This window comes from Streptomyces sp. NBC_01275, assembly GCF_026340655.1.
In the GTDB taxonomy this organism is placed as follows: domain Bacteria; phylum Actinomycetota; class Actinomycetes; order Streptomycetales; family Streptomycetaceae; genus Streptomyces.
Genome location: NZ_JAPEOZ010000001.1, coordinates 10,049,082 through 10,073,179, shown reverse-complemented (window position 1 = coordinate 10,073,179; position 24,098 = coordinate 10,049,082). Strand labels below are relative to the sequence as shown.

Annotated in this window: 21 protein-coding genes and 4 pseudogenes; 16 read left to right on the top strand and 9 right to left on the bottom strand. The window is 70.1% G+C overall.

Annotated features, from left to right (window positions below; genetic code table 11):
- Positions 1-2: 2 nt before the first annotated feature.
- Positions 3-156, bottom strand: a pseudogene (locus OG562_RS44240) (dehydrogenase); the annotation flags it as partial.
- A gap of 250 nt (positions 157-406) precedes the next feature.
- Positions 407-1,099: a TetR/AcrR family transcriptional regulator gene (locus tag OG562_RS44235; protein ID WP_266408365.1), complete on the bottom strand. Its 693-nt coding sequence runs from the start codon at positions 1,097-1,099 to the stop codon at positions 407-409.
- A 156-nt stretch (positions 1,100-1,255) separates the two neighbouring features.
- Here OG562_RS44235 and OG562_RS44230 point away from each other — a divergent pair, with 156 nt between their 5' ends.
- The 3 genes from OG562_RS44230 (at position 1,256) to OG562_RS44220 (ending at position 4,715) form a co-directional block, all read left to right on the top strand.
- Positions 1,256-2,410, top strand: coding sequence for an NAD(P)/FAD-dependent oxidoreductase (locus tag OG562_RS44230; RefSeq protein WP_266408363.1), 1,155 nt, complete (start codon positions 1,256-1,258; stop codon positions 2,408-2,410).
- 116 nt (positions 2,411-2,526) lie between these two features.
- On the top strand, positions 2,527-3,861 hold the full coding sequence (locus OG562_RS44225) for a hypothetical protein (protein WP_266408361.1): 1,335 nt from the start codon (positions 2,527-2,529) through the stop codon (positions 3,859-3,861).
- Positions 3,862-4,133: 272 nt separating this feature from the next.
- The gene (locus tag OG562_RS44220) at positions 4,134-4,715 is read left to right on the top strand and encodes a hypothetical protein (protein ID WP_266408359.1); all 582 of its coding nucleotides are present in this window, start codon (positions 4,134-4,136) and stop codon (positions 4,713-4,715) included.
- Positions 4,716-4,788: 73 nt separating this feature from the next.
- Here OG562_RS44220 and OG562_RS44215 read toward each other — a convergent pair.
- Positions 4,789-5,002: pseudogene (locus OG562_RS44215) on the bottom strand (winged helix-turn-helix transcriptional regulator).
- Here OG562_RS44215 and OG562_RS44210 point away from each other — a divergent pair.
- Positions 4,988-5,182: pseudogene (locus OG562_RS44210) on the top strand (RidA family protein); the annotation flags it as partial. The pseudogenes OG562_RS44215 and OG562_RS44210 sit on opposite strands and share 15 nt — an antisense overlap.
- Here the strand turns inward: OG562_RS44210 and OG562_RS44205 are convergent.
- Entirely contained in the window at positions 5,178-5,972 is a 795-nt protein-coding gene (locus OG562_RS44205) for an alpha/beta fold hydrolase (protein WP_266409852.1), read from the bottom strand. The pseudogene OG562_RS44210 and the gene OG562_RS44205 sit on opposite strands and share 5 nt — an antisense overlap.
- 315 nt (positions 5,973-6,287) lie before the next feature.
- On the opposite strand from OG562_RS44205, the gene OG562_RS44200 reads away from it, so the two are divergent.
- Together OG562_RS44200 and OG562_RS44195 are read left to right on the top strand one after the other, a co-directional pair.
- A complete protein-coding gene (locus tag OG562_RS44200) occupies positions 6,288-7,259 on the top strand; it encodes a LysR family transcriptional regulator (protein WP_266408357.1) in 972 nt (323 codons plus the stop codon).
- Positions 7,260-7,483: 224 nt separating this feature from the next.
- Positions 7,484-8,647, top strand: coding sequence for a N(5)-(carboxyethyl)ornithine synthase (locus OG562_RS44195; RefSeq protein ID WP_266408356.1), 1,164 nt, complete (start codon positions 7,484-7,486; stop codon positions 8,645-8,647).
- A gap of 164 nt (positions 8,648-8,811) precedes the next feature.
- Here OG562_RS44195 and OG562_RS44190 read toward each other — a convergent pair whose 3' ends face one another.
- The 3 genes from OG562_RS44190 to OG562_RS44180 form a co-directional block, all read right to left on the bottom strand.
- Positions 8,812-9,183 carry a VOC family protein gene (locus OG562_RS44190; RefSeq protein WP_266408355.1) on the bottom strand — a complete coding sequence of 124 codons (372 nt, stop codon included), beginning with the start codon at positions 9,181-9,183 and terminating at the stop codon, positions 8,812-8,814.
- Positions 9,184-9,280: 97 nt separating this feature from the next.
- Positions 9,281-9,712 (bottom strand): hypothetical protein, encoded by a 432-nt coding sequence (locus OG562_RS44185; protein WP_266409851.1) that lies wholly within the window; start codon positions 9,710-9,712, stop codon positions 9,281-9,283.
- Between the two features lie 110 nt (positions 9,713-9,822).
- Positions 9,823-10,434 (bottom strand): TetR/AcrR family transcriptional regulator, encoded by a 612-nt coding sequence (locus OG562_RS44180; protein ID WP_266408354.1) that lies wholly within the window; start codon positions 10,432-10,434, stop codon positions 9,823-9,825.
- Between the two features lie 170 nt (positions 10,435-10,604).
- On the opposite strand from OG562_RS44180, the gene OG562_RS44175 reads away from it, so the two are divergent.
- Entirely contained in the window at positions 10,605-11,660 is a 1,056-nt protein-coding gene (locus OG562_RS44175; protein ID WP_266408353.1) for an aldo/keto reductase, read from the top strand.
- A 107-nt stretch (positions 11,661-11,767) separates the two neighbouring features.
- Entirely contained in the window at positions 11,768-12,670 is a 903-nt protein-coding gene (locus OG562_RS44170) for a short-chain dehydrogenase/reductase (RefSeq protein WP_266408351.1), read from the top strand.
- A 71-nt stretch (positions 12,671-12,741) separates the two neighbouring features.
- Here OG562_RS44170 and OG562_RS44165 read toward each other — a convergent pair whose 3' ends face one another.
- Positions 12,742-13,431, bottom strand: a complete 690-nt coding sequence (locus OG562_RS44165; RefSeq protein ID WP_266408348.1) for a TetR/AcrR family transcriptional regulator — start codon at positions 13,429-13,431, stop codon at positions 12,742-12,744.
- 253 nt (positions 13,432-13,684) lie between these two features.
- Between OG562_RS44165 and OG562_RS44160 the strand changes: the two genes are divergently transcribed.
- Genes OG562_RS44160 through OG562_RS44150 form a run of 3 tightly spaced genes read left to right on the top strand, consistent with a single transcriptional unit; the run spans position 13,685 to position 17,096 of the window.
- Complete coding sequence (locus OG562_RS44160) at positions 13,685-14,644, top strand: enoyl-CoA hydratase/isomerase family protein (protein ID WP_266408347.1); 960 nt, start codon at positions 13,685-13,687, stop codon at positions 14,642-14,644.
- The gene (locus OG562_RS44155; RefSeq protein WP_266408345.1) at positions 14,641-15,570 is read left to right on the top strand and encodes an alpha/beta hydrolase; all 930 of its coding nucleotides are present in this window, start codon (positions 14,641-14,643) and stop codon (positions 15,568-15,570) included. Before OG562_RS44160 ends, OG562_RS44155 begins: the two co-directional genes overlap by 4 nt.
- A gap of 35 nt (positions 15,571-15,605) precedes the next feature.
- Positions 15,606-17,096, top strand: a complete 1,491-nt coding sequence (locus OG562_RS44150; RefSeq protein ID WP_266408343.1) for a class I adenylate-forming enzyme family protein — start codon at positions 15,606-15,608, stop codon at positions 17,094-17,096.
- Between the two features lie 39 nt (positions 17,097-17,135).
- Here OG562_RS44150 and OG562_RS46140 read toward each other — a convergent pair whose 3' ends face one another.
- Entirely contained in the window at positions 17,136-17,444 is a 309-nt protein-coding gene (locus tag OG562_RS46140; RefSeq protein WP_323187675.1) for a nuclear transport factor 2 family protein, read from the bottom strand.
- Between the two features lie 253 nt (positions 17,445-17,697).
- Here OG562_RS46140 and OG562_RS44140 point away from each other — a divergent pair.
- From OG562_RS44140 to OG562_RS44120, 5 genes and pseudogenes are all read left to right on the top strand, one after another.
- Positions 17,698-17,877: pseudogene (locus OG562_RS44140) on the top strand (NADP-dependent oxidoreductase); the annotation flags it as partial.
- A 253-nt stretch (positions 17,878-18,130) separates the two neighbouring features.
- Positions 18,131-18,829 carry an SDR family oxidoreductase gene (locus tag OG562_RS44135; RefSeq protein WP_266408339.1) on the top strand — a complete coding sequence of 233 codons (699 nt, stop codon included), beginning with the start codon at positions 18,131-18,133 and terminating at the stop codon, positions 18,827-18,829.
- A 119-nt stretch (positions 18,830-18,948) separates the two neighbouring features.
- Positions 18,949-19,779, top strand: a complete 831-nt coding sequence (locus tag OG562_RS44130; RefSeq protein WP_323187674.1) for an alpha/beta hydrolase — start codon at positions 18,949-18,951, stop codon at positions 19,777-19,779.
- A gap of 49 nt (positions 19,780-19,828) precedes the next feature.
- Positions 19,829-21,718, top strand: coding sequence for a propionyl-CoA synthetase (locus OG562_RS44125; RefSeq protein ID WP_266408337.1), 1,890 nt, complete (start codon positions 19,829-19,831; stop codon positions 21,716-21,718).
- 112 nt (positions 21,719-21,830) lie between these two features.
- The gene (locus OG562_RS44120) at positions 21,831-24,011 is read left to right on the top strand and encodes a SpoIIE family protein phosphatase (RefSeq protein WP_266408336.1); all 2,181 of its coding nucleotides are present in this window, start codon (positions 21,831-21,833) and stop codon (positions 24,009-24,011) included.
- Positions 24,012-24,098 lie beyond the last annotated feature (87 nt).

Below are 24,098 nucleotides of genomic sequence, written 5' to 3'. Positions count from 1 at the left end.
CAGCCGGCGTGGCTGGACTGGTCGACGATCCGTGGGTGCACCGAGCGGCGCAGCAGGGGGCAGCATCGCGTTGGTGACCCGGATGACGCCGATGACGTTGGTCTCCACCAGCCGCCGCACGGTCTGCAGGTCGATGGTCGTAGGCTCCTCCGGCCAAGCGCGTTTCCGGTGGCACTCCCGCCGCCGCGACTGCGCGGGCCACCCGCAGGAAGGGCTCCCGTCCCTCCCCCAGGGCCTCTTCCTGGAGTGCTGCCGCGACCTCGCCCCAGGGGTGCTCACCGGTGGCGGACATGGGCGGGGTCAGGTAGCTCTGGGGTCTCGAAAGGTGGAAATCGGGTCCACGAAGAACTCCGGGATCTCTGTGTCGGTGCCGCACCCAGGGCACAGCACCGAGAGGTGACGACTGCTACGGCGCAGGGGCGGGCGGCTGTTGACCGGCGGTGATTCCGGTGAGGATGAGGTCGATGCCGGCGAGGAACTCCGCTCGGTCGTCGTGATCGCGTAGTTGGTCTGCGACGTTTCGGGTGAACGGGTACTCGTCGGGATCGAGGTTTGCCCATGCGGCCGAGACGGTGTTGAGGAATTCGGTCCGGTTCGTGTCCGGCTGGTGTCCGCGGGCGTTGGCCGCGTTCTGTCCGCCCACTCCGAGGATGTAGTTCAGTAGCGCGGACGCGGCGGTGAACTGGGCGGCATGGGGTACTCCGAGCGCCTGGACCTGGCGTCCGAGGTGTTCGAAGACCCACAGCAGCGGCAACTGCGCCGGGGCGCGGGCGAGTTGCGTGCCGACCCACGGGTGGGCGTCGATCGCGTCGAACACGCCGAGCGCGAGGGCACGGACCGCTTCTCGCGGCGCTGTGTCGGCGGTGCCGGCTGTCATGGCGCCGGCGATGACGGCGTCGGCGGCGGCGCCGAGGAGTTCATCCTTGCCCGTGACATGCCAGTAGATCGCACCGGGCCCGGTGGCGAGGCGCTGGGCCAGTGCGCGGAACGTGAGTCCGCCCTCGCCCGCCGCGTCGAGAAGCCCGATCGCGGCCTCGACGATGCGCTCGCGGGAGAGCGGTTCCTCTCGCCGCTCCGGACGGCGGGTCCTGGTTGCCATGCGGACATCCTGACACAGGTCTGGAACGCCGTTCCGGCTTGACAATGCTGGAACACCGTTCCAAGCTGGCATTGGAACAGCGTTCCAGAGATGGCCTGACGGGTGCCGCCCGGCATCCGTGCACCACGCCATCCGTACACCCCGGAAGGAATCACCATGACCCATGACGTCACGATCATCGGCGCCGGGCTCGGCGGACTGACCCTCGCCCGCGTCCTCCACGTCCACGGCATCCCGGCGACGATCTACGAGGCGGAGAGCTCGCCTAGCGCCCGCACGCAGGGCGGCATGCTCGACATCCACGAGCACAACGGCCGACCGGCCCTCCGCGCGGCAGGCCTGATCGACGAGTTCCGCGACCTCGTCCTGGAGGGCCGCGAGGCGACGCGGGTCCTCGACCAGGACGGGACCGTTCTGCTCGACGAACCCGACGACGGCACGGGTGGACGCCCCGAGGTGCAGCGCGGCGAGCTGCGACAGCTCCTGCTCGACTCACTCCCGGCCGGCACCGTCCGGTGGGGCCACAAGGTCAGCGGTGTCCGTGCCCTCGGCGACAGCCGCCATGAGGTGACCTTCGTCGACAGCAGCACCGTCGTCACGGGCCTGCTGGTCGGCGCGGACGGCGCGTGGTCACGAGTGAGGCCGCTGCTCTCCGACGCCACACCCGAGTACGCCGGCACGTCGTTCGTCGAGACCTACCTGTTCGACGCCGACACCCGGCACCCGGCTGCCGCGAAGACGGTCGGCGGCGGGGCGCTGTTCGCGCTCACGCCGGGGAAGGGGATCTGCGCCCACCGGGAAAGCGGCGGGACCCTCCACACCTACGTGGGGCTCTCCAAGTCGCAGGACTGGCTCGCCGGCATCGACTTCACCGATCCCGCCGCGGCCACCGCGCGGATCGCCGAGGAGTTCGACGGCTGGGCACCGGAGCTCACCGCGCTGATCACCGACGGTGAGACCGCACCGGTCCCGCGCCCCGTCCACTCCCTGCCCATCGGCCACCAGTGGGACCGCGTGCCCGGCGTAACCCTGCTCGGCGACGCCGCCCACCTCATGCCCCCGTCCGGCGAGGGCGCCAACCTGGCCATGTACGACGGCGCCGAACTCGGCAAGGCTCTCGCCGCGCACCCCGATGACGTCGAGGCCGCGCTCACCGCATACGAGCAGGCCCTGTTCCCCCGCAGCACCGCGGCCGCCACCGAAGCCGCCCACATCCACGAGCTCTGCTTCGGCGACAACACACCCCACGGCCTGATCGACATGCTCACCGGACACGAGCAGGTGGCATCGGACAGCCGGACCTACCAGTAACCCCAGGAGAGGTGATGACACACCCATCATGACAGGTCAGAGGGCGTTTGCGTAGGACGAACTGCACAGGTCACCAGGCTTGTTCGGCCCTCGTGGGGACACCCAGAATCCCCGCTATGCATCACTCGCGGAAAGTCGATCAGGACGACATCGTGCGGGCGCGGAATGTACTGCTCGCGTCAGGACGCCGCACTCCACGCGAGGAGGTCGACGCCTACCGGGTGCTCGCCCAGGTCAGTCCCGCCTCCTATCTGCCCCGCCTGGTCAAGGCCCTGCAACGCCTGAGTTACGGCTCCGGCTCCGGCCGACGGCACGCAGCCTGTCTCGCGCTGCGCGAGGAGGCGGTGGCCGCGGCGCGGGCCGTCGATCCGGCCGAACCCGCCCGTGCGGATCTTCTGTACGAGGCACTCGACACGTGCCAGAGAGAGCTGTACACCCTGGGCCGACGCGCCGAAGGGCTCGCCATGCGTGCCGAGATGCTCGCCATCGGTCGTGCGCAGGCCGAACTGTCCCGAGACCTTGCGGTCAAGGGGCTGCGTGACTGGGCGGCCGGTCTCTCCGAGGAAGGCCGCTATGCCGAGGCTGCCGACGCCCTGACCGAGTGGGTCGCGGCGATCCTGCCCGACGGGCCTGACAGGGGGACTCTCGCCTGGTCGCTTCTGGAGTGGATCGCCGCGCTCGGTGACGCCGGCCGGTCCGGCGAAGCACTCGCCGCGTTCGAGACGCTCGTCCGCATGGAAGCGGTCGAGGCCGCGAACGACCGCGGCCCGATGGCCTGCCATCTCTACTCGCTGATCGGGTACGCACAGATGCTCGACGACTGCGGCCGAGGCGAGCAGACGGCCGCCGTACGGCAAGAGGCCCTCGCCCTGCTGAGGGAGTTGGCCGCGACCGGAGAACGCAAGTCCTGGAGTGGCTATCAGGCGTCCTATTGGGCGGTCCTGCTGTCCTTCTCCGGCGCCGACGGCGAGCGGCCGACGTCCGGTGGGCCGCGTCCGCCTTCGGGGGCCACGCCTAGGCAGTGGTCCCCCGATGCCAGGCGGCGGTACTTCGACAGCCGTACCACTCTGCGTGAAGAGGTGGACGCCCTCGCTCTGCGAGCCGCCGAAGATCCGGACCGACACCTGGCCGAACTGGTACGGCTGCACCGGGTCCTCACTGTCCGCTCCGCCGTCTACTGGGAGCACCGCACCCATCTGTTCGCGGAGCGAGTGCGTTCCCTGTTCGATGACGGAGTGGGCCTGGCCCGCCAACTGGCCCAGCACCACCCGGCGGACGGAACCTCGATCCTGGCCGGGATCCTGATAGACCGATCGACCTTCCACACCGCCGCAGGCGAGTTCGGGCCCGCCCTCGACGACTTCAGCCAAGCCCTGCGTTGCCTGGGGGAGGCCAACTCCGAGAAGCCCTCGCCGCCTCAGCGCCCACATCACCGGGAGGACCGTCAATGACAGGTGAGAACACGATCTGCGGGCACTGAAGTCCATCGGGGCTGAACGAGCCGGCCCGGCAACCGTGCGAGGCTTCCTGAACCGGTTGGCGTCATCGATATGTTCTGAGGGCGGGCGAGTGACATGGGAAGCATCCTGCGAGCAGTTCAAGAGCCACCCGATCCTGTCGGCCCGCAGGCTGGAGGCCTTGCACGGCGACAGCCGCACGGTGTTTCTCGCCCTTGAGCGCCGTATCTGCCATGGCGCGGTGGCGGCGATGGGAGGCTGCTGGTGTGATCGAGAAGGCTGGTGGGGTTCAGGGACAGTTCGTCCGTCCGGGGAAGTACGCACGCGTCGAACGGGAGAGACGGTTCCTGTCGGCCGAACCGCCGGCGCCGTCTTCGGTCACCGCCACCCGGGCGATCACCGACCGGTATCTGGTGGGGACACGGCTGCGTCTTCGCCGTGCCGCATACCCGGACGGCCGCTCCGAGCTCAAGCTCACGCAGAAGGTGGCGATCGCTCGACCAGGCGCTGTTCAGGGTCTGATCACGAACATGTACCTGTCTCCGGCCGAGTACGACCTGCTCGCCTCGCTCCCGGCCGCGGTGCTGACCAAGACGCGCTTCAGTGTGCCTCCCTTGGGCGTTGACGTCTTCGAGGGCCCGTTGCGCGGCTTGGTCCTGGCCGAGGCCGAGTTCACCACCGACGAAGAGGCACGGTCCTTTGTGCCTCCGCGCGAGTGTGTGGCAGAAGTGACCGCAGACGTTCGCTTCACTGGAGGACGCCTTGTCACGGCCTCCCGACAGGACTTGCTCGGGTGGCTGGCCGACTACGGGCTCCGCCCCTGGGCCGGCGGGGCCGCCGGAGGCTGACGTCGCCGGAAGCCCCCTGGGCGACCCACCGCAGGCGCGCGCAGGAACCAGAACGGTGCGCGTTCTTCGCCTGTCAGGCGTCGAAACGGTGGCGCGAGGCTTCGATGTGACCGAAGTACCGGTGGGTCCAGTCGCACATTCCGTCGACGGTGGCCCGGAGTGCCTGGCCCGGCTCGGTGAGGGTGTACTCGACACTTGTCGGCGACATCCGAGAAGATCTCCCGTGCCAAAGAGCCCGCGCGCGTCAGGTCCGCTTCGTCGGCCGAGCCTTCGACCTCGCCGCTCAGGTCGAGCAGTGCTGCCTCGACGTCGGCGCCGCCTTGGCCGAGGTCGGCGGCTCCTTCGACGACGTGGCGAAACTGACCGTCTACCTCGTCGACTGGACCCCGGACAAGATGCCCCTGTTCATGGACGGATTCGCCCGGGCGGCCGCGAAGCCGGGGGTCGCCCCCACCCCGCCGCTCACCGGTGCGGCGCTGAGGTGAGGAAGTCCAGGACGAGCGGGCTGGCGACGGCGCGGAACTCCTCGAAATAGGCGTGCCGCGCTCCGGGGATCAGGTGAAGCCGGGCGCCGGGGATGCGGTTCGCGAGCAGGGGAGCGTTGGCGGCGGGGTTGAGCAGGTCGTCGCCACCGTGCACGACCAGCGTGGGGGCGCTGATGCCGGGCAGGAGATGCCATGCGTCGTGCCGGTTGCTGGCCGCCAGGTGCCGACGTCGGGCGTAGGCGGGCATGTCCGGGTCGCCGAGTGTCCGGTAGGGACCGGGGTGGGTCGCCAGCCAGGCCGGGGTGTACATCAGTTCCAGCAGGGCCTGTCGCGCCGCACCCGGTTGCTGCTGTACCAGCGACCTGCGGACGTCGTTGTCGCGTTCGACGCCGTGCGGGCCGCCGGGCGACGTGCAGCCGAGTACGAGGGCGCGCACCCGGTGCGGATGGCGGGCCGCGAGGTGCTGGGCCACGCGTCCGCCCATGGACGTGCCGTAGACGTCGGCCCGGTCGACCCCGAGCTCGTCGAGCACCGCGATCACGTCCTGCGCGAAGACCTCGGTGCTGTAGGGCCTGTCGGGCTTGTCGCTCTCCCCCGTACCTCGGTAGTCGAGCGTGAGGGTGCTGCGGTCGGCGTGGAAGTCGTCGCGCACCCCGTCCCACCAGTGATGGTTGTTCGCCTGGCCCGCCAGCAGAACGAGCGGCGTCCCCTCGCCTTGGACCTGGTAGGCGATACGGACCCCGTCAGGCGTTGTCGTGTGCTGCGTCGGCATCAGCATCGTCTCTTCTTCACTCGTGGTGGCAGGATTCAGGGTGCGTGCAGTGCGTGTGGCGATGCTGGGCGTGCCCGCAATGCGCCGAGCGCCAGTGCGGCAGAACACGTCCGCGGCACCGGCCCTGGTCTCGGCCCCGGCGGACCAGAGCAGCGGAGCATGGCCAAGAGCAAGGTGGTGAGCAGGAAGAAGGGCAGGTGCGTCGGCATTGCGGTGGCTCTCCGGGCGACCGGGTCGGGCAAGGTCGTTCCAGGCTCCCGCACTCCTCGCCTTCAGAAAACTTACGTCTCTTGAGGTCAGCGTTAAAATCCGTGAATGAGTTTGGGTCCGGACCAGCTGCGTCTGCTGGCGCTCATCCATCGCCACGGGTCGCTCACCGGCGCCGCGCACGCGCTGGGTCTGACACCGGCGGCCGTCACCCAGCAGCTCGCCCGAGCCGAGCGCGCGTGCGAAACACTCCTGGTCACCCGCGGGCCGCGCGGCGCGCAGCTGACCGCGGCCGGACGCTCCCTGGCCGGTCCCGGACGGGTCATCGACGAGCAGGTCGAGGCGGCGGCCACCGCCCTGCGCGGCCTACGGCATCACCTCTCGCTGCGGCTGCGCATCGGAGCCTTCCAGGCGGCCGCGATCCACCTGATCCCTCCGGCGCTGACCGCGCTGCGTCATCGCCATCCCGACGCGGACATCTCCGTGGTGGACGTGCCGTCCGAGAACAGCCTGGACGAGGTCGCCGCCGGTCGCATCGACCTCGCCGTGACCGCGTTCTTTCCCGCGCCCGCACCAGCACCGTCCGGCGTCGCCCTGCATCCGCTGCTGCACGACCCCATGGCCGTCGTGATGCCCGACGACCACCCCCTCGCCGCCCGCCCCGCCGATCTCCCGCTGCGCCTCGCGGACCTCGCCGACGACGCCTGGGTCACGATCCTGGCCGGCCACGCCGCGCGCGAACAGTTCGACCACGCCTGCACGCAGGCGGGCTTCACCCCCAAGATCCGCTTCCAGACCGCCTCCTACGACGTCGCACAGGCCCTGGTCGCCACCGGATACGGCGTCGCCCTGGTCTCCCGCCTTGCGCTCACCGGCGTACGCGGCACCGTGCGTCGCGACCTCGCCGATCCGCCGCTGCACCGTTCGATCCACGCGATCACCCTCGCCGACACCACGATCACCCCGCTCGTCGGTCTGTTCCTCGACCTGGTCCGCGACGTCGCGCGGGACATCGACACCGCCTGGGCGGGCGGTGCGGGTCAGGGCGGCGGCCGGGGAGACGGGCCGAGCGCCTTCTGAATCCCTGCTCCGTTCTTGGCGACGCACGACTCCCGCGAAGCTGGGCCTGGGCCTAGGCCTGCGGATCCTTCGAGCTCAAACGAGCGGCGGGCGCTCCACGGTCGGGACGGGGGTACGGTGGCGTTACCGAGCGCACCTCGCACGTCGTCATCCGTTTCGGCGTCGCCCTCGGGGAACGGCAATGCCGGAGCACATCGTGTCCGGTCGGAAATGAGCCGCCCCACATGAGTCTGATGAGTCTCGGAGTACTCGCCTCTTCTCACAAGGAGAACGAGTTCCGCCTGCCGCTGCACCCGCGCCACCTCGACCGCATCGCCCCGGACGTACGCGAGAGAATCTTCCTCGAACAGGGCTACGGCCTACGGTTCGGCGTCGCCGACGACGCGCTGCGACCACTCGTGGCGGGCCTGCGCTCCCGCGAGCGACTCCTCGCCGAGTGCGACGTCCTGCTGCTGCCCAAACCCATGCACGACGACATCGCCGAGCTGCACGAGGGCCAGGTGCTGTGGGGATGGCCGCACTGTGTGCAGGACGAGAAGATGACGCAGATCGGCATCGACCGACGGCTGACCCTGATCGCCTGGGAAGCCATGAACCACTGGACCTCCACGGGCGCCTTCAGCGTCCATGTGTTCCACAAGAACAACGAGCTCGCCGGCTACTGCTCGGTGCTGCACGCGCTGCAGCTCGGCGGGCTGACCGGCGCTTACGGGCGCCGTCTGCGCGCGGTGGTCATCAGCTTCGGCGCCACGGCGCGCGGAGCGGTCACAGGCCTGGGGGCCATGGGGGTCTCCGACGTCACGGTGCTCACCCAGCGCGCCGCCGCGGCGGTGGCCTCGCCGATGCCCTCGGTGGTGATGGGCCACTTCGAGGAGCAGGAGGACGATCCGTCGCGCCTGCAGGCAGTCACCGCGGCCGGTTCCGTGCCGCTGGCGGAGTACCTGGCCGGGTTCGACATCGTCGTCAACTGCGTCCTGCAGGACACCGACGCGCCGCTCATGTTCGTCACCGACGAGGAACTCGCCCTGTTCCGGCCGGGGACCTTCTTCATCGACGTCGCCTGCGACGAGGGCATGGGCTTCGCATGGGCCCGCCCGACCACCTTCGGCGAGCCCATGCACGCGGTGGGGTCGGGCTGCCACTACTACGCGGTGGATCACAGCCCGTCCCACCTCTGGAACTCCGCCACCTGGGAAATCAGCGAGGCGCTCCTCCCCTACCTGCGCAAGGTCATGAGCGGCCCCGCGGCATGGGACGCCGACGTCACGGTCAGCAAGGCCATCGAGATCCGCGACGGCGTCGTCCAGAACCCGAAGATCCTCTCCTTCCAGCACCGGTCAGCCGCCTACCCGCACGCTCCCGAGGTACCGGCGACTCCGCTGAGCTGAGCAAGTACGGTTCTCCACGGACGACTTGACCGAGGCGAGGGTTCGGCGATCAGGAGGTGGCTCGGCGTCTGAGGGTGCCGCGGATGTCGTCGCATCGCCGACACCGGCCCTCGCCTCGCTGTGCGGCCGCCCACTGATGTGTCGCTGGAGCTGGGCGACACGCCCTACCCGATGAGGGTCGCCTTCGGGCGGACGACGCAGAACTCGTTCCCTTCCGGATCGGCCAGCACGGTCCACGACTCGTCGCCGCTCTGCCCGACGTCCGCCCTGCGAGCGCCGAGTGCGAGGATGCGCTCGATCTCGGCCTCCCGGTCCTCCGCCGCGGACGTCAGATCGAGATGCAGGCGGTTCTTGACGACCTTACGATCCGTCACCGGCATGAAGCAGATGCCCACCGGTGCGGTCTCGTCCGGCCCGATCACGACCTCCCGCTCCCGCTCGGACAGGATCCGCCAGCCGAGCACTTCGGCCCAGAACCGGGCCAGGCCGGGCAGATCGTGGGCGTCGATGACGATGTGATGCAGCGATAAGGGCATGTCCGCCAGTGTGCCCGGTGATCGCCCGACCAACCCATCAAGATCCGAGCCGTTCCCGGCCCAGCCCTCCAGCCCCTCCAGCCGTCGCCCGGCAGACCTAGGCCATGGTCAGGAGGTGATCCGTGGGGCCGTAGTCGATCTTCCAGTCGGCATAGACCCCGGAGAATCCGTCCTGGATGCACCGCAGGCCCACAGTCACCCAGCGGACCGAACCGTCGCCGGTGAGTGAGAACGCGACCGCAGCCTCGAACTCCTCACCCCCGCAGGGGCAGCCGGCGGCTCCAGGCTCGTCGTCCTCCCAGGACTCCTCGTTCCAGTACTCCTCGCTGTCCGCGACGAACGCACGGCTGCCGCAGCCAGAACATTCACGCTCCGCTCCGGACGCGTTGACCAGCACAAAGAAAGCCCGACCGCCGCACCCCCCGCAGACGCAAGGAACGATCTTCACCGGGCGGCCGTCGACAGCGCCCCGGAGGAACACCGCGAGCTCGGCAGGGACGCCCTCGCCGACCCGATCATCAGCATGCACGAACACATCGTTCCATATGCCCTGAGCGACCGCCCGCCGCCCGGACACGACCGCACAAGGGCCCGTATCGGCCGACGACGGCCGCAGGAGTACATGGGAGGCTGCGGGCCTCATCGCGGAGACGACGGGCCGGCTTCGGGCAGGGCGGCGTCGACCAACGACTCCGCGATGGATCGCGCGTACGCGCCGGTGTGGCTGCTGTTGAGTGCGGTGCCGCGCGCGGCCGCGCCGTCGAAGAGCAGCGCCAGTTGCTCCCCGAGGGTCTCCGGGTCGGCGGCCTCGGCCTGTCGTGCGATGTCCGTGAGGCGGCGGGCGAACTCCTTCTTGTACGCCGCGGCCAGCTGGTGGGCGGAATGTCCGGGGTCGGGCACCTCGACGCTGACGTTCAGGAAGGGGCATCCCCGGAACGGAGCGGTGGTCTCCGGCGGCTTCCAGTCGAAGACGGCGAGGAGCTGCTCGCGCGGGCTCGGTGCCGGCCGGTCGGTCGACGGGAGGACGGGCAGGAGAGCGTCCACCAGGGACTGCAGGTATGCCCCGACGAGCTCGTCCTTGCTGGGGAAGTGCGTGTAGAGGGTGCGTTTGGACACTTCGGCGACGGTCGACAGCTGATCCATCCCGGTCGCGTTGATCCCCTGCGCGGTGAACAGCTCGGTCGCCGCTCTGAGGATCCGCTCCCGGGCGCCGCGCCCACGACGCCGACGTACGGGCTGAGTTTCGGTCACAGCCTTAAGGATACCGATCGTTTTACATAGGGCGGCGAGGCGGCTACGGTGGGAGCCTAAGTAGACCGATCATCTTACTTAGTCACCCCCTCACATCACGTCGCACGCGGATGGGCGGTTCGTCGGCGCCCGCCCCGACGGGCGATGCGAATCAGCACCAAGGAGACCCGATGCGTTACACGCCCTTCGGACGACGGACAGGACTGCGCGTTTCCGAGTACGCCCTCGGCACGGGCAACTTCGGCACCGGCTGGGGCGCCGGTGCGGAGCCGGACGAGGCGCGCCGGATGTTCGACAGGTTCGCCGAGGCCGGCGGAACGTTTCTCGACACCGCGGACGGCTACCAGTTCGGCGAGTCGGAAGAGCTGGTGGGGAAGTTCGTCGCCGCCGACCGGGACCACTTCGTCCTGGCCACCAAGTTCACCAACGGGGCCAACCCGCAGCCCGGCATCTCCCGGACGGGCAACAGCCGCAAGAACATGGTCGCTTCACTGGAGGCGAGCCTGAAGCGCCTCGGCACCGACTACATCGACCTGTACTGGGTCCACTTCCCCGACGATCTCACGCCCATGGAGGAGATCCTGCGCGGGCTGGACGACCTGGTCAGCTCCGGCAAGATCCTGCACGCCGCCCTGTCCAACTTCCCCGCATGGCGCGTCTCCCGCGCCGCCACCCTCGCGGACCTGAAGAACTGGGCGCCGGTCGCGGGCGTCCAGATCGAGTACAGCCTCGTCGAGCGGACCGCCGACCGCGAGCTGCTGCCGATGGCCGAGAGCCTGGGACTCGGCGCCGCCCTGTGGTCCCCGCTCGGCGGCGGACTGCTCACCGGCAAGTACCGCCGCAGCGCCGAGGGGCGGCTGACCGACCTCAAGGCGGTCATCCACACCGAGAGCACCGAACAGAAGACCGCCGTCGTCGACGCCGTCCTGGCCGTCGCCGAGGAGACCGGCGCGACGCCCGCCCAGGTGGCGGTGGCCTGGGTCCGTGAGCGCGCCGCCCAGGCGTCCACCTCGTTCGTCCCGATCATCGGCCCGCGCAACCTCGCCCAGCTCGACGACTACCTCGGCGCCCTGGACGTCCAGCTCACCCCGAAGCAGTACGCCCGCCTGTCCGACGTCAGCGCGGTCCCCCTCGGCGTGCCCCACGAGGGGTCCGCCGGCGTCCGGGACGCCGTCCAGGGAGGCGACTCCACCCGCGTACTGCCCCCGGCCACACCGGTGGCCTGACCCCCCGACATGTCGTGACGGTCCGCCGATTGCCCCGCGGGCCGTTTCGGCTGTCCGGCGCGGGCAGCCTCTTACACCTCCCTAATAACGAAGTTATGTTACGGGCCATGAAACAAGACTTGGCAGGTCGAAGGCTGGTCGTCACCGGAGCGGCGCGCGGCATCGGGGCGGAGGTGGCACGTCTCGCCGCCGCCCGAGGCGCTCGTCTGGCCCTGGTCGGACTGGAACCGGATCGACTGCGCGGGCTCGCCGACGAGCTGGGCCCCGGCGCGTCCTGGCGAGGAGCCGACGTGCGTGACGGCGCCGCCCTGAAATCGGCGATCGACGACTGTGCGCAGACTCTGGGCGGCATCGACCTCGTCGTCGCCAACGCCGGGGTCGCGGCCTACGGGACGGTACGGCAGACGGACGACGCCTCGTTCGAGCGAGTCCTGGACATCAATCTGAACGGTGTCTTCCGCACCCTGAAGTACGCGACACCCCATCTCGAGCGCAGTCGGGGCCACGAGATGGTCGTGTCGTCCGCACTGGCCTTCATGCCGCTGGCCGGAATGGCGTCGTACGGCGCGAGCAAGGCCGGGGTGGAGCTGCTGGCCCTGGCCTACCGCCAGGAGGTGGCGCATCTCGGTGTCACGGTCGGCCTGGTGCACCCCTCGTGGATCGACACGGACATCGTCCGAGGCGCCGACGGCGACCTCCCCTCCTTCCAGGGCCTGCGCAGACGGCTGCCCTACCCGGGAAACGTCACGACCAGCGTCGACCGGGCCGCCGCCGCGATCGGCGACGGACTCGCGCACCGGCGCAGCCGGGTGTACGTCCCGCGCGCGATCGCGGTGGCCAACTGGGCGAAGGGGGCCCTGAACTCACCGTTGGCCTGGCCGTGGGCGAGGCGTTTCGCGGCCAGGGCCGTACCCACTCTCGAGCGCGAGGTCGAGGCGTTGGGGCGGTACGACCAACTCGTGCCGGGCGCCGTCGGCCCCGCCCAAGAGAACAGGACCATGTCGTCCTAGCCACACGCCTCCGACGCCCGCAGATCTCGTCAGCCGCCCGTGGATCCCGTCAGTCGCCCGCAGATCTTTCGTCAGTCCCGCACGAGGGACTCGTAGAGGCGCACGGCCGCCTCGTGCGAGGTCTGGGCGCGTTGCCGCTCGTCACCCAGCCCGACGGTGAAGTTCACCCCCATCGGCAGCAGCACCTGTGCCACCGCGTCCTCGAACTCGGCGAAGTGCTCGGCCAGTTCGAGGGTGATGTAGCCGTGTACGAAGCTCCACAGCTGGGCGGCCACGACGTCGGGGTCCTGTGGGGCGACCCGGCCGGAGCGCACGAGCCGTGCGCACGCTTCGGCGACCGTGGCGTAGGCGCCTCGGAAGGCCGGCGAGCGCCCGCTGAATCGGAGGTCGGCGTCCGACAGCGGTCGGTACGTCGCGCGAGTCGACAGCCCGAACATCAGGTCGTACAAGTGGGGGTTATCGCTGGCGACCCGTCGGCAGGTCAAGGCCATGACGAAGAGGTCGGCGACCGGATCCTCGGTCACCGGCACCCGGGCGAACGCTCTGCCGAGCTCCTCGAATCCATGGTCCACGACGGCCCGGACGAGCTCGGGGATGCCACCGAAGTGGCTGTAGACCACCATCGTCGACAGCCCGCTGGCGGACGCGACCGTACGCGCCTTGATGGCCGAAGGCCCCTGCTCGGCCAACAGACCGATCGTGGCGCGGATCAGGCGCTCCGGCACTCCCACGGACGCCGGCGCTCCCGACGCGTCTCTCATGTGTCCACCTGACTCCCCGACTCCGAGGGTACGTCCGCAGTGACGGTTGCCACTCACGGAATAACTTGGTTATATGACTTCTGGACGCCAGGATACACACCCCGAGTGACGCGGCGTCGCCGGCACTGCCGTAGGCCATCGGGCGCCTCTTCTCTTCACGGCATGTCCTCTGCGGCGGCCCCTTCCCCCCCTCCTTCCTCATCCCTTCCCCACCCCATGAACTCCCCTCGAACTCAGCTCGGGAGCAGCATCCATGACACAACCAGAAAAGGGCCGTCTCGAGATCGAGGACAACGGAGCCGTCCTGACCGTCCGGGTCGACGGTGGCCCGTACGGCGTGTTCGGCCTCGACATCGCCGACCGGCTGGAGGAGTTGGTGGACCGGGTCGACCGCGACCCCGGCGTCCATGCCGTCGTCTTCACGGGGGCGCATCCCGAGCGGTTCGTCAGCCATGCCGAAGTCCGGTGGCTTCAGGAGGAGGGCGCCGCGAGCCCTCCGGTCGGCCGACGCGGCGCCTCCGCCGTCGTACGCACGGCGAAGCACGTGGACCGGGCCCGGGTCCTGGAACCCTTGATGCGCAAGACCCCGATGCGCGGGGCCCTCCAGCTGGAGCGCCTGCACACGACCTTCCTCCGGATGAACGCGAGCGGAGTCGTCTTCGTCGCCGCCCTCAACGGTTCGGCGCTCGGCCTCGGCGCGGAGTTCGCCTGGGCGTGCGATCTGCGGGTCATGGCCGACGGGGACTTCTTCATCGGCCAGCCGGAGATCCTTCTCGGCATCATTCCGGGCGGCGGCGGCACCCAGCGGCTGACCCGCCTGATCGGCACCCACCGGTCCTTGGTCGCGATCCTCGAAGGCAGACCGTTCACGCCCGCGGAGGCTCTCGCCAACGGGGCGGTCGAAGGGGTCGGTCGCGGCCGCCAAGAGGGCGGTGTACTTCGGCGGCTCGATGCCCCTGGCGGACGGCCTGCACGTCGAACGCGCCGAGTTCTTCACCAGAGTCCTGTCGAAGGAAGGTCAGGAGCTGATGCTCGACTACATGGAGACGACGGAAGCCACCGGCGAGCTCCCTCTCTACCGGCCGGACACCTACGCGCAGGCGCTCGCGTCGGGCAGCGTGCCCGGGCTCCGCTCGACGCAGACGTACTCGCAGAAGACGGCCTCGACGAAAACGGCCACGCCGAAGACGAACGGGCGGTGAGCCGACGATGACCGCTCAGCAGCCCTTCACCCGTCACGACGTCACGTTCCCCTCCGGCGACAGCGACTGCGCCGGCTGGCTCTACCTCCCCACGGGCGTCGCCTCGCCGCCGGTCGTCGTCCTCGGGCACGGCCTCGGCGCGACGCGCGAGATGCGCCTGGACGCCTTCGCCGAGCGTTTCGCCCAGGCCGGCATCGCCGCCCTGGCCTTCACCTACCGACACTTCGGCGACAGCGGCGGCCACCCTCGCCAGCTGCTGTCGATCAGGCGTCAGCTCGCCGACTGGGACGCCGCCCTCGCCTACGTCAAGGCCCGCCGCGACGTCGACGGCGCGCGCGTCGCGGTGTGGGGCAGCTCCTTCGGCGGCGGCCACGCCATCACCGTCGCCGCACGCCATCCCGAACTGCGTGCGGCCGTGGCCCAGTGTCCGTTCACCGACGGTCTCGCCTCCGCTCTCGCGCTCGGCCCGGTGGCCTCGCTCAGGATGGCTCCCGTGCTCGCCCGGGATCTGGCGGCCAGGGCGCGCGGCAGGGCGCCCGCGATGGTTCCCATCGCCGCCTCCCCCGGTTCGCCGGCCCTCATGAACGCCCCGGACGCGCTGCCCGGATACGAGGCGTTGCAGCCGGCCGGGACGGCGTTCCGCAACGAGGTGGCGGCCCGGGTCATTCCGACCATCGCCGCCTACCGGCCCGGACGGGCGGCGCGGAAGGTCGCCGTCCCCATCCTGTTCTGCGTCAGCGACACCGACACGGTCACCCCTCCCGGCCAGACCCTCCGCTACGCGCGGACCGCGCCCCGGGGGGAGATCAAGAGGTACGACGCCGGCCACTTCGACTTCTACACCGGCGACACCTTCGAGACCCTGGCGCGCGACCAGACCGAGTTCCTGACCAGGCAGCTCACGCCGTCACCCGCCCCTTCGGCCTCGACTCCTTGACCGGCTCGCACCACACCGAGACAGGTACGCACACCATGAAATTCGCTTCTCTGCCGGACCGCCGCGCCGCTGTCGATCCGGACGGTCCCGCGGTCTCGGACGGGCGTCGGTCGCTCACCAACGCCGGGCTGCTGAGCCGCGTCCGGGCTGCATCGCGCCATCTCCAGGACCTCGGCATCGGTCCCGGTGACGTCGTCGCCCTCAAGCTGACGAACCGCGTCGAGTTCGTCCTGCTGCTGTTCGCGGCCTGGCGGCTGGGCGCCGCCGTCACACCGGTCAACCCGAGCATGACCGACGTCGAGGTCACTCGACAGCTCGCCGACTCCGGCGCACGTCTGCTGGTGGTCGAGGACCACGCGGCAGCCGCGGCCGACCTCGCCACACTCGCCGTCGGTGACCTGCGCGAAGAGGCGCCGGGCCGGGACCATGCCCCGCAACAGGACCCGTCCGCACTGGCCCTTCTCATCTACACCAGCGGCACGACCGGAGTGCCCAAGGGCGTGATGCTCGACCACGCCAACATCGACGCCATGGTGGAGATGGGACGCCTGGCCCTGGAGCTGGGGCCGAGCGACCGCTGCCTGCTGATCCTGCCGCTCTTCCATGTCAACGGCATCGTGGTCAGCGTCCTGACGCCGCTGCTGGCCGGCGCCAGCGTCGTCATCGCGGGCCGCCGGTTCGATCCCGCCGCCTTCTTCGACCTGGTCGAGCAGGAGCGCCCCACCTTCTTCAGCGCCGTGCCCACGATCTACGGCATGCTCGCAGCGCTCCCGGCCGACGTCCGGCCCGACACGTCGTCGCTGCGGTTCGGGGTCTGCGGCGCCGCGCCCGCCTCCGCCGAGTTGCTGACCCGGTTCGAGGCGCGGTACGGGTTTCCCCTCGTCGAGGGGTACGGGCTCTCCGAGGGAACCTGCGGCTCCACGATCAACCCCGTCGCGGGACCCCGACGTGCCGGAACCGTGGGGCTTCCCTTCCCGGGACAGGAGATCCGGATCGTCGACGCGGCCGGTGCGGAGGTGGCGCCCGGCCTGGACGGCGAGGTCATCGTGCGCGGCCCCAACGTCATGCGGGGCTACCTCGGCCGTCCCGAGGAGACGGCCCGGGTCGTCGTCGACGGCTGGCTGCACACGGGGGACATCGGCCGCCTCGACGCCGAGGGCTATCTGACCCTGGTCGGACGGTCGAAGGACATGATCATCCGGGGCGGGGAGAACATCTACCCCAAGGAGATCGAGGACGTGCTGACGGGCGACCCGTCCGTCCTCGAGGCCGCTGTGATCGGCGTACCGGACGAGAAGTGGGGCGAGGTGGTCGTCGCCTACGTCCAGCCGCGCCCCGGCGCCGCGGTCGATCCGGCAGCCCTCGAGGCACTCTGCGCGCGCCGCCTGACCGGCTACAAGCGCCCCACCTCGTACGTCGTGGTGGAAGCCCTCGCCAAGAACGCGGTCGGCAAGATCGACAAGGGCGCGTTGCGCACAGCCCACGCCTCTGCCTCTGCCTCTGCCTCTGCCTCTGCCGACGCATGACGACCGGGACAGGCAGGTCTCTCCCTACCCCGGCGGCCGTCAGAACATCGTGTTGTCGTTGTCGGAGGTCTCCGGCACGTCCTGCGAGGCGTCCCAGTGCTCGGCGATCCTTCCGTCCTGGAAACGGAAGATGTCGAAGACCGCGAGCCCGGGAGCGCCGGGGGCCAGGACTCCGCTGAAGTGCAGGAGCACCAGATCGCCGTCGGAGACGACCCGCTTCTCCTCGTACGCGGCCTCCGGGAAGCCTCGGCAAGCGGGAAAGTGGCCTCGCCGTGGGCGCGCAGGGCGCCGGTCTCGACGAGGAGGGACTCGAAGCGGGACCTGGGACCTGTTCCGCTGCCCGGGCATCCGCTCCGGCGCCGACATGCAGAGCTTCGGCTTCGCGTTCAAACCGTGGACCAAGGACAACGCCATCGCCGACGCCCACGAGATCCTCGACTCTCTGCACGAGGCGATCGCCGAGAACGACCTCGAACGGCACCTGCACCTCGGCCACAAGGTGCACAGCGCGGACTTCTCATCCGACGAGGTGCGCTGGACCGTCACCCTCGAACGCACCAGCGACGGGAACCTGTCCGTGACACGTTCGGACATCCTGTCGTTCATGGTCAGCGAAGAGCTGGACCTCCAGCCCGACTTCGTCCGCGAGGTCGGCGGCTGGCTCGCCACGGGCAAGCTCCACTACCGCGAGACCGTGCGGGAAGGCCTCGACAACACCCTGGACGCGTTCCTGTCCATGATGCGGGGCGAGAACGTCGGAAAGATGATCGTCAAGCTCTGAGTCCGACTTCATCCGCGCCCGCCTCCACCCGAGTCCACCTTCAGCGGACTGCGCAAGAGGCCTGCGCAAGGGGTCTGCACGAGGGGTCTGCACGAGGGGTCTGCCGTGCACACGGCAGACCCCTCCGCGTCTCCCCCGCCCCCTCGCGCCTCTCCCCACCCCCTCTTCCTTCACACAGAGCGCTTGCAATCACCGCCCCAACGCTTTTAATATTATGATCGTACGCCAATCGCCACTGCACCAGGGACTCCCCATGGACCTCTCCACCAGCACCGTCCTCGTCACCGGAGCCAACCGGGGCTTCGGCCGGGCTCTCGCCGCCGAACTGCTCGGCCGCGGCGCCACCGTCTACGCGGGCGCCCGCAACCCCGACCAGGTCGACCTGCCCGGCGCCAAGCCGATCGCGCTCGACATCACCGACCCCGCCTCCGTCGCGGCCGCCGCCGAGGCCACGGGCGATGTGACCGTGCTGATCAACAACGCGGGGTCGGCCACCGGCGCCGACCTGCTCGCGGCCGACCTGAACGACATCCGGCTCGAGATGGACACCCACTACTTCGGCACCCTGTCGGTGGTCCGGAGCTTCGCGCCTCAGATCGCGGCGGGCGGCGGCGGGACGATTCTGAACGTCCTGTCCGGCCTGTCCTGGGTCAGCTTCCCGGAGCTCGGCGCCTACTGCGCCGCCAAGTCCGCGGAGTGGTCGCTCACCAACGCACTGCGCGTGCAACTCGCCGACCAGGGCATCCGCGTGGCCGGGCTGCACGTCGGCTACATGGACACCGACATGGTCCGGGCAGTCGACGCGCCCAAGTCCGACCCGGCCGACATCGCCCGCATCGCCGTGGACGGCATCGCCGCCGGCGCCTACGAGATCCTCGCGGACAACGCCGCCCGCCAGGCGCAGGCCGCGCTCTCCGGGGGCGTCTCCGCGCTCTACCCGCAGCTGCCCTGAGGGTCAGCCGCCCAGGGAACCGCGCCGCGCCCGTGGATACCGAGCCAGTGCCCCGCGGCTCCTGCAGCGCTGTCGCACCCGGCATCCACGTCCATTGATGGGTCAACGTCCCCCTCGGCCTGGCCGTCATCCGCGACATCGTCGACTCCAACCACAAGGCGTCGACCGAGCCGGAAGGCGTCACCTACGCCGAAGTCGACGCCGACGGCGTCCCCGCCCTGTGGGCGATCCCCGAGGGCGCCGACCCCGACCGGGCTCTGCTCCACTTCCACTTCGGCGGATCGGTCACCGCCTCGATGCACTCGGACCGCAAGGCTGCGGGCCATATCGCGAAGGCGGCGGGAGCCCGCTCGCTCGTCGTGGACTTCCGCCTGGCGCCCGAGCACCCCTACCCCGCGCAGCTCGACGACGCCGAGACGGCGTACCGGTGGCTGCTCTCGCAGGGCTACGAGCCGCGGAACATCGGCAGCACGGGCCACTCGATCGGCGGAACCCTCGCGGTGATGCTCCCGCTGCGCCTGCTCGCGCAGGGGGAGGCGACCCCGGGCGCAATCGTCAGCGTCTCGCCGTGGACCGACCTCACCATCCAGAACGCGTCGGTCGACGAGAACGAAGACAACGACAAGATGCTCAGCCGGGGCACCCTCGAGCTGTTCCGGGGAGCCTGGCTGCAGGACCCCGCCGTGGACTTCGCCGACCCGCGGATCAGCCTCGTGAACGCCGACCTGACCGGCCTGCCCCCCACGGCCGTCCACTACGGCGAGCACGAGACCCTCGCCGACGACGGCGCCCAGCTCGGTCGCCGCCTCGCGGACTTCAAGGTCACCACCGAGGTCCACCCGCTGCCCGAAGGGCAGCACTCGTTCGTCCTGGGCGCGGGGCGCGTGCCCGAGGTGGACCAGGCCATCCAGCAGATGGGTGCGTGGCTCCGTCGCCATCTCGGCGCCTGAGCAGGCGTGGCGGGCATGATGGATCCCCGAAGCCACAAAGGAGTGTGCGATGGGAACGTACGAGGATGTCTTCCGCGCCAGCACCGAAGACCCTGAGAGCTTCTGGCTGAAGGCTGCGGAGGACATCGACTGGGATGTCGCTCCGCAGCGCGCCCTGGACTCTTCGGGCGCGCCCTTCTACCGCTGGTTTCCCGACGGGCGGCTCAACGTCTGTTTCAACGCGCTCGACCGGCACGTCGAAGCAGGCCGGGGCGAACAGCCCGCGCTCGTCTACGACTCACCCGTGACCGACACCCGGCGCACCTACAGCTACGCGCAGCTGAGGGACGAGGTGGCGGCCTTCGCCGGAGCGCTGGCGGGGCTCGGCGTGGGTCACGGCGACCGGGTGGTGATCTATATGCCGATGGTCCCGGAGGCCGCGATCGCGATGCTGGCCTGCGCACGGATCGGCGCGGTGCACTCGGTCGTCTTCGGCGGGTTCGCCCCGCGCGAACTCGCCCTGCGCATCGACGACGCGGCCCCCAAGGTGGTCGTCTCCGCCTCGTGCGGCATCGAGGGCAAGCGGGTCATCGCGTACAAGCCCCTGCTCGACCGGGCGATCCAACTCGCCGTCCACAAGCCCGAGAAGAGCGTGATCCTGCAACGCCCGCAGGAACAGGCCGAGTTGGGGCCCGACGATCTCGACTGGGCCGACCTGGTCGCCGCCGCGCCGCCCGCCGACTGCGTTCCCGTCCCCGCAACCGACCCCCTCTACATCCTCTACACCTCCGGAACCACCGGAAAACCCAAGGGAGTCGTGCGTGACTGCGGCGGCTACGCGGTCGCCCTCCACTGGTCCATGAGAGCCGTCTACGACGTCGGCCCGGGCGAGACGATGTTCACCGGCTCCGATGTCGGCTGGGTCGTCGGACACTCCTACATCGTCTACGCGCCCCTGCTGGCCGGCGCCACGACGGTCCTCTACGAAGGCAAGCCGGTCGGCACCCCGGACGCGGGCCAGTTCTGGCGCGTCGCCGCCGAACACCGGGTCAAGACGATGTTCACCGCGCCCACCGCCTTCCGCGCCATCCGCAAGGAGGACCCGAAGGGAACGCTCACCGCCGGCTACGACCTGACCGGCCTGCGCCACCTCTTCCTCGCCGGCGAGCGCCTCGACCCCGAGACCTACCACTGGGCGACCGCTCTGCTGGGCATCCCGGTGATCGACCACTGGTGGCAGACCGAGACCGGCTGGCCCATCGTCGCCAACCCCGTCGGCATCGAGACCGCGCCCCTCAAACCGGGTTCCCCGACGCGACCGCTGCCGGGCTGGGACGTCCGCGTCCTCGACGCCTCGGGCGAGCCGGCACCGCCGGGCGTCGACGGGGCGATCGTCGTGAAGCTCCCGCTGCCGCCCGGCGCACTCCCCACGCTCTGGCAGGACGACGAACGCTACATCGCCTCCTACCTCTCCGCCTACGACGGCTACTACCTCACCGGCGACAGCGGTCACATCGACGACGACGGCTACGTCTTCGTCATGGGCCGCACCGACGACGTCATCAACGTCGCCGGACACCGGCTGTCCACCGGCAGCATGGAAGAGGCCCTGGCCGCCCACCCCGACGTCGCCGAATGCGCCGTCATCGGCGTCGCCGACGCCCTGAAGGGACAGGTACCGCGCGGCTTCGTCGTCCTGAAGGCCGGCGTAGACCGCGAACCGGGCGAGGTCGAGGCCGAACTCGTCCAGCTCGTACGCGAGCGCATCGGCGCCGTCGCCTCCCTCAAGGACGTCGCGGTCGTGGCCGCCCTCCCCAAGACCCGCTCGGGAAAGATCCTGCGCAAGACGATGCGCGGCATCGCCGACGGTCACGACGAGCCCATCCCCTCCACGGTGGACGACCCCGGCGTCATCGAGGCCCTTCGCCCCGTTCTCCGCCCCGCCGGTCACACCCCGTGAACGGCCGGACCCGCGGCCCTGCCGACGGCGGGCGAGCGCGTCCGCAGGTCTGCGCAGGCCACGGTCTGCGCAGGCCACGGCCCGTCGACCGGGCCGGGAGTACATTCGGACTATGGGAACCGACGCCCATGTCTTCCTCAGCGAACTCGCTCGGGGCCTCGCACCCCGAGCGGATCAACTGGTCGACGTGGCGCTGCGAAGCCTGCGCGACGCGCTTCCGCAGCTGTGGAAGTACGAGGACATCGCCGCCCTGGCGCCGATGGCATTGTCCGAACACGTCGACGCCGTACTGGATTTCCTCGATCGCGGCCTCGACATGACCGAGGTCAGGACACCGCCCGCCGCCATCGAGTTCGCCTGCCGGCTCGCCGAACACGGGGTGCCGATCAGTCAGCTCCTGCGCGTCCATCGGCTCGTCCACGCCGCTCTGCTTGATCAGTTCTATACAGAAACGGCCCGTGTGGCCGGGACCCAGGAGCTGGTCAACGCGACCACGGTCACACTGAGCGCGATGGCCTTCGAGTACGCCGATCGCACGGCGGAACAGGCTGTCGCGGCCTACCAGAGGCAACGCGACCGCTGGCTGCAGCGGCGGCTGATCATGGTCAACGAGGCCGGGACACGGATCGGGACCACCCTGGACACCACCCGCACCGCCCAGGAACTGGCAGACGTCGGCGCCGACCACCTCGCCGACCTCGTCACCGTCGACCTCCTGTCCTCCGCTCTCCAGGAGGAGGGGACGTACGCGGCGGCCCGTCCTGCGACGCTCCGCCGCATCGCCCAGGCGCTCTCGGACGGCTGCCCGGACCCCGCAGTCGGCACAGGGCAGACGCACACCTACCCGAAGGGCTCGGATCCGGCTCGCGTACTGGCCACCGGACAGCCCCTCCGGCTTCGTATCAGAGCCGACGACGTCCCCGCATGGCTGGCGACGTCGGCGGACCACGAGCCGGCCCTGCGCGCCTTGGACCTCCGCTCCATGCTCCTGGTCCCGCTGTGGGCCCGCGGAAGCCCCTTGGGACTCGCACAGTTCGCCCGCTGTCGAACCGCTGACCCCTTCGACGACGAGCTGCTGCTGGCGCAGGAGATCGCGTCCCGAGCGGCGGTGAACATCGACAACGCCCGTCGCTATACCCAGGAGCGTTCCACCGCGCTCACCCTCCAACGCAGCCTGCTGCCGCAGCACGAGCCGGAGGAGTCCGCCGTCGAGACGGCATCGCGCTACCTGCCCAGCGGATCGCGGGCGGGCGTGGGAGGCGACTGGTTCGACGTGATACCGCTCTCCGGAGCCCGCGTCGCACTCGTCGTGGGCGACGTGATCGGCCATGGCCTGCATGCCGCGGCCACCATGGGCCGGCTGCGGACGGCCGTCCGCACACTGGCGGACATCGACCTGACCCCCGACGAACTGCTGACCCACCTCGACGACGTGGTCATCCGCCTGCAGCGCGAGGAGGAACGGGACACGGACGAGATCAGCGCCACCTGCCTGTACGCGGTCTACGACCCGGTCTCCCGCACGTGCTCCCTGGCCAGCGCCGGACACCTTCCGCCGGCCGTGGCGACTCCGTCCACCGCCGCCGCCGAGTCCCGTACAGTCGCCTTCCCCGAGCTGCCGGTCGGACCGCCCCTGGGCCTGGGCGGACTCCCCTTCGAGACCGCCCAGTTCGAACTGCCGCAGGGCAGTCGGCTGGTGCTGTACACCGACGGCCTCGTCCAGAGCCGCTCACGTGACGTCGACACCGCCCTCGCACTGCTGCGCGACGTTCTCGCCCGAGCACCCGCGTCGCTCGAAGAGACCTGCGACGAACTGCTGTCCGCACTGCTGCCCAGCCGCCCCGCGGACGACGTCGCCCTCCTGGTGGCACAGACCGGAGCGCTCGACGCCGATCACGTCGCCACCTGGGACCTCCCCAGCGACCCGGCGGTCGTCTCCCAGGCCCGCGTCCACGCATCCGATCAGCTGACGGCCTGGGGTCTGAAGGAGATGGCCTTCACCACCGAGCTCGTGGTCAGCGAACTGGTGACGAACGCCATCCGCTACGGCAAGAGTCCCATCCAACTGCGGATGATCCTCCAATCCGCCCTGACCTGCGAAGTCTCCGACGCCAGCAGCACCGCCCCGCACCTGCGCCGCGCCCGGGTCTTCGACGAGGGCGGCCGCGGCCTGCTCCTCGTCGCCCAGCTCACCGAACACTGGGGCACACGGCACCACCGCGAAGGCAAGGTCATCTGGGCGGAGCAGCTGATTACGGCTTCCCTTTCCGAAGCCTCGTCCGCTCTGGCGTGAGGTTCTGCGCGAGACGGTTGCGAGGCGGTTCTGCGGGAGAGGGTTCTGCACGAGGCGGTTCTGTGCGAGACACAGGTCACGGCTTGC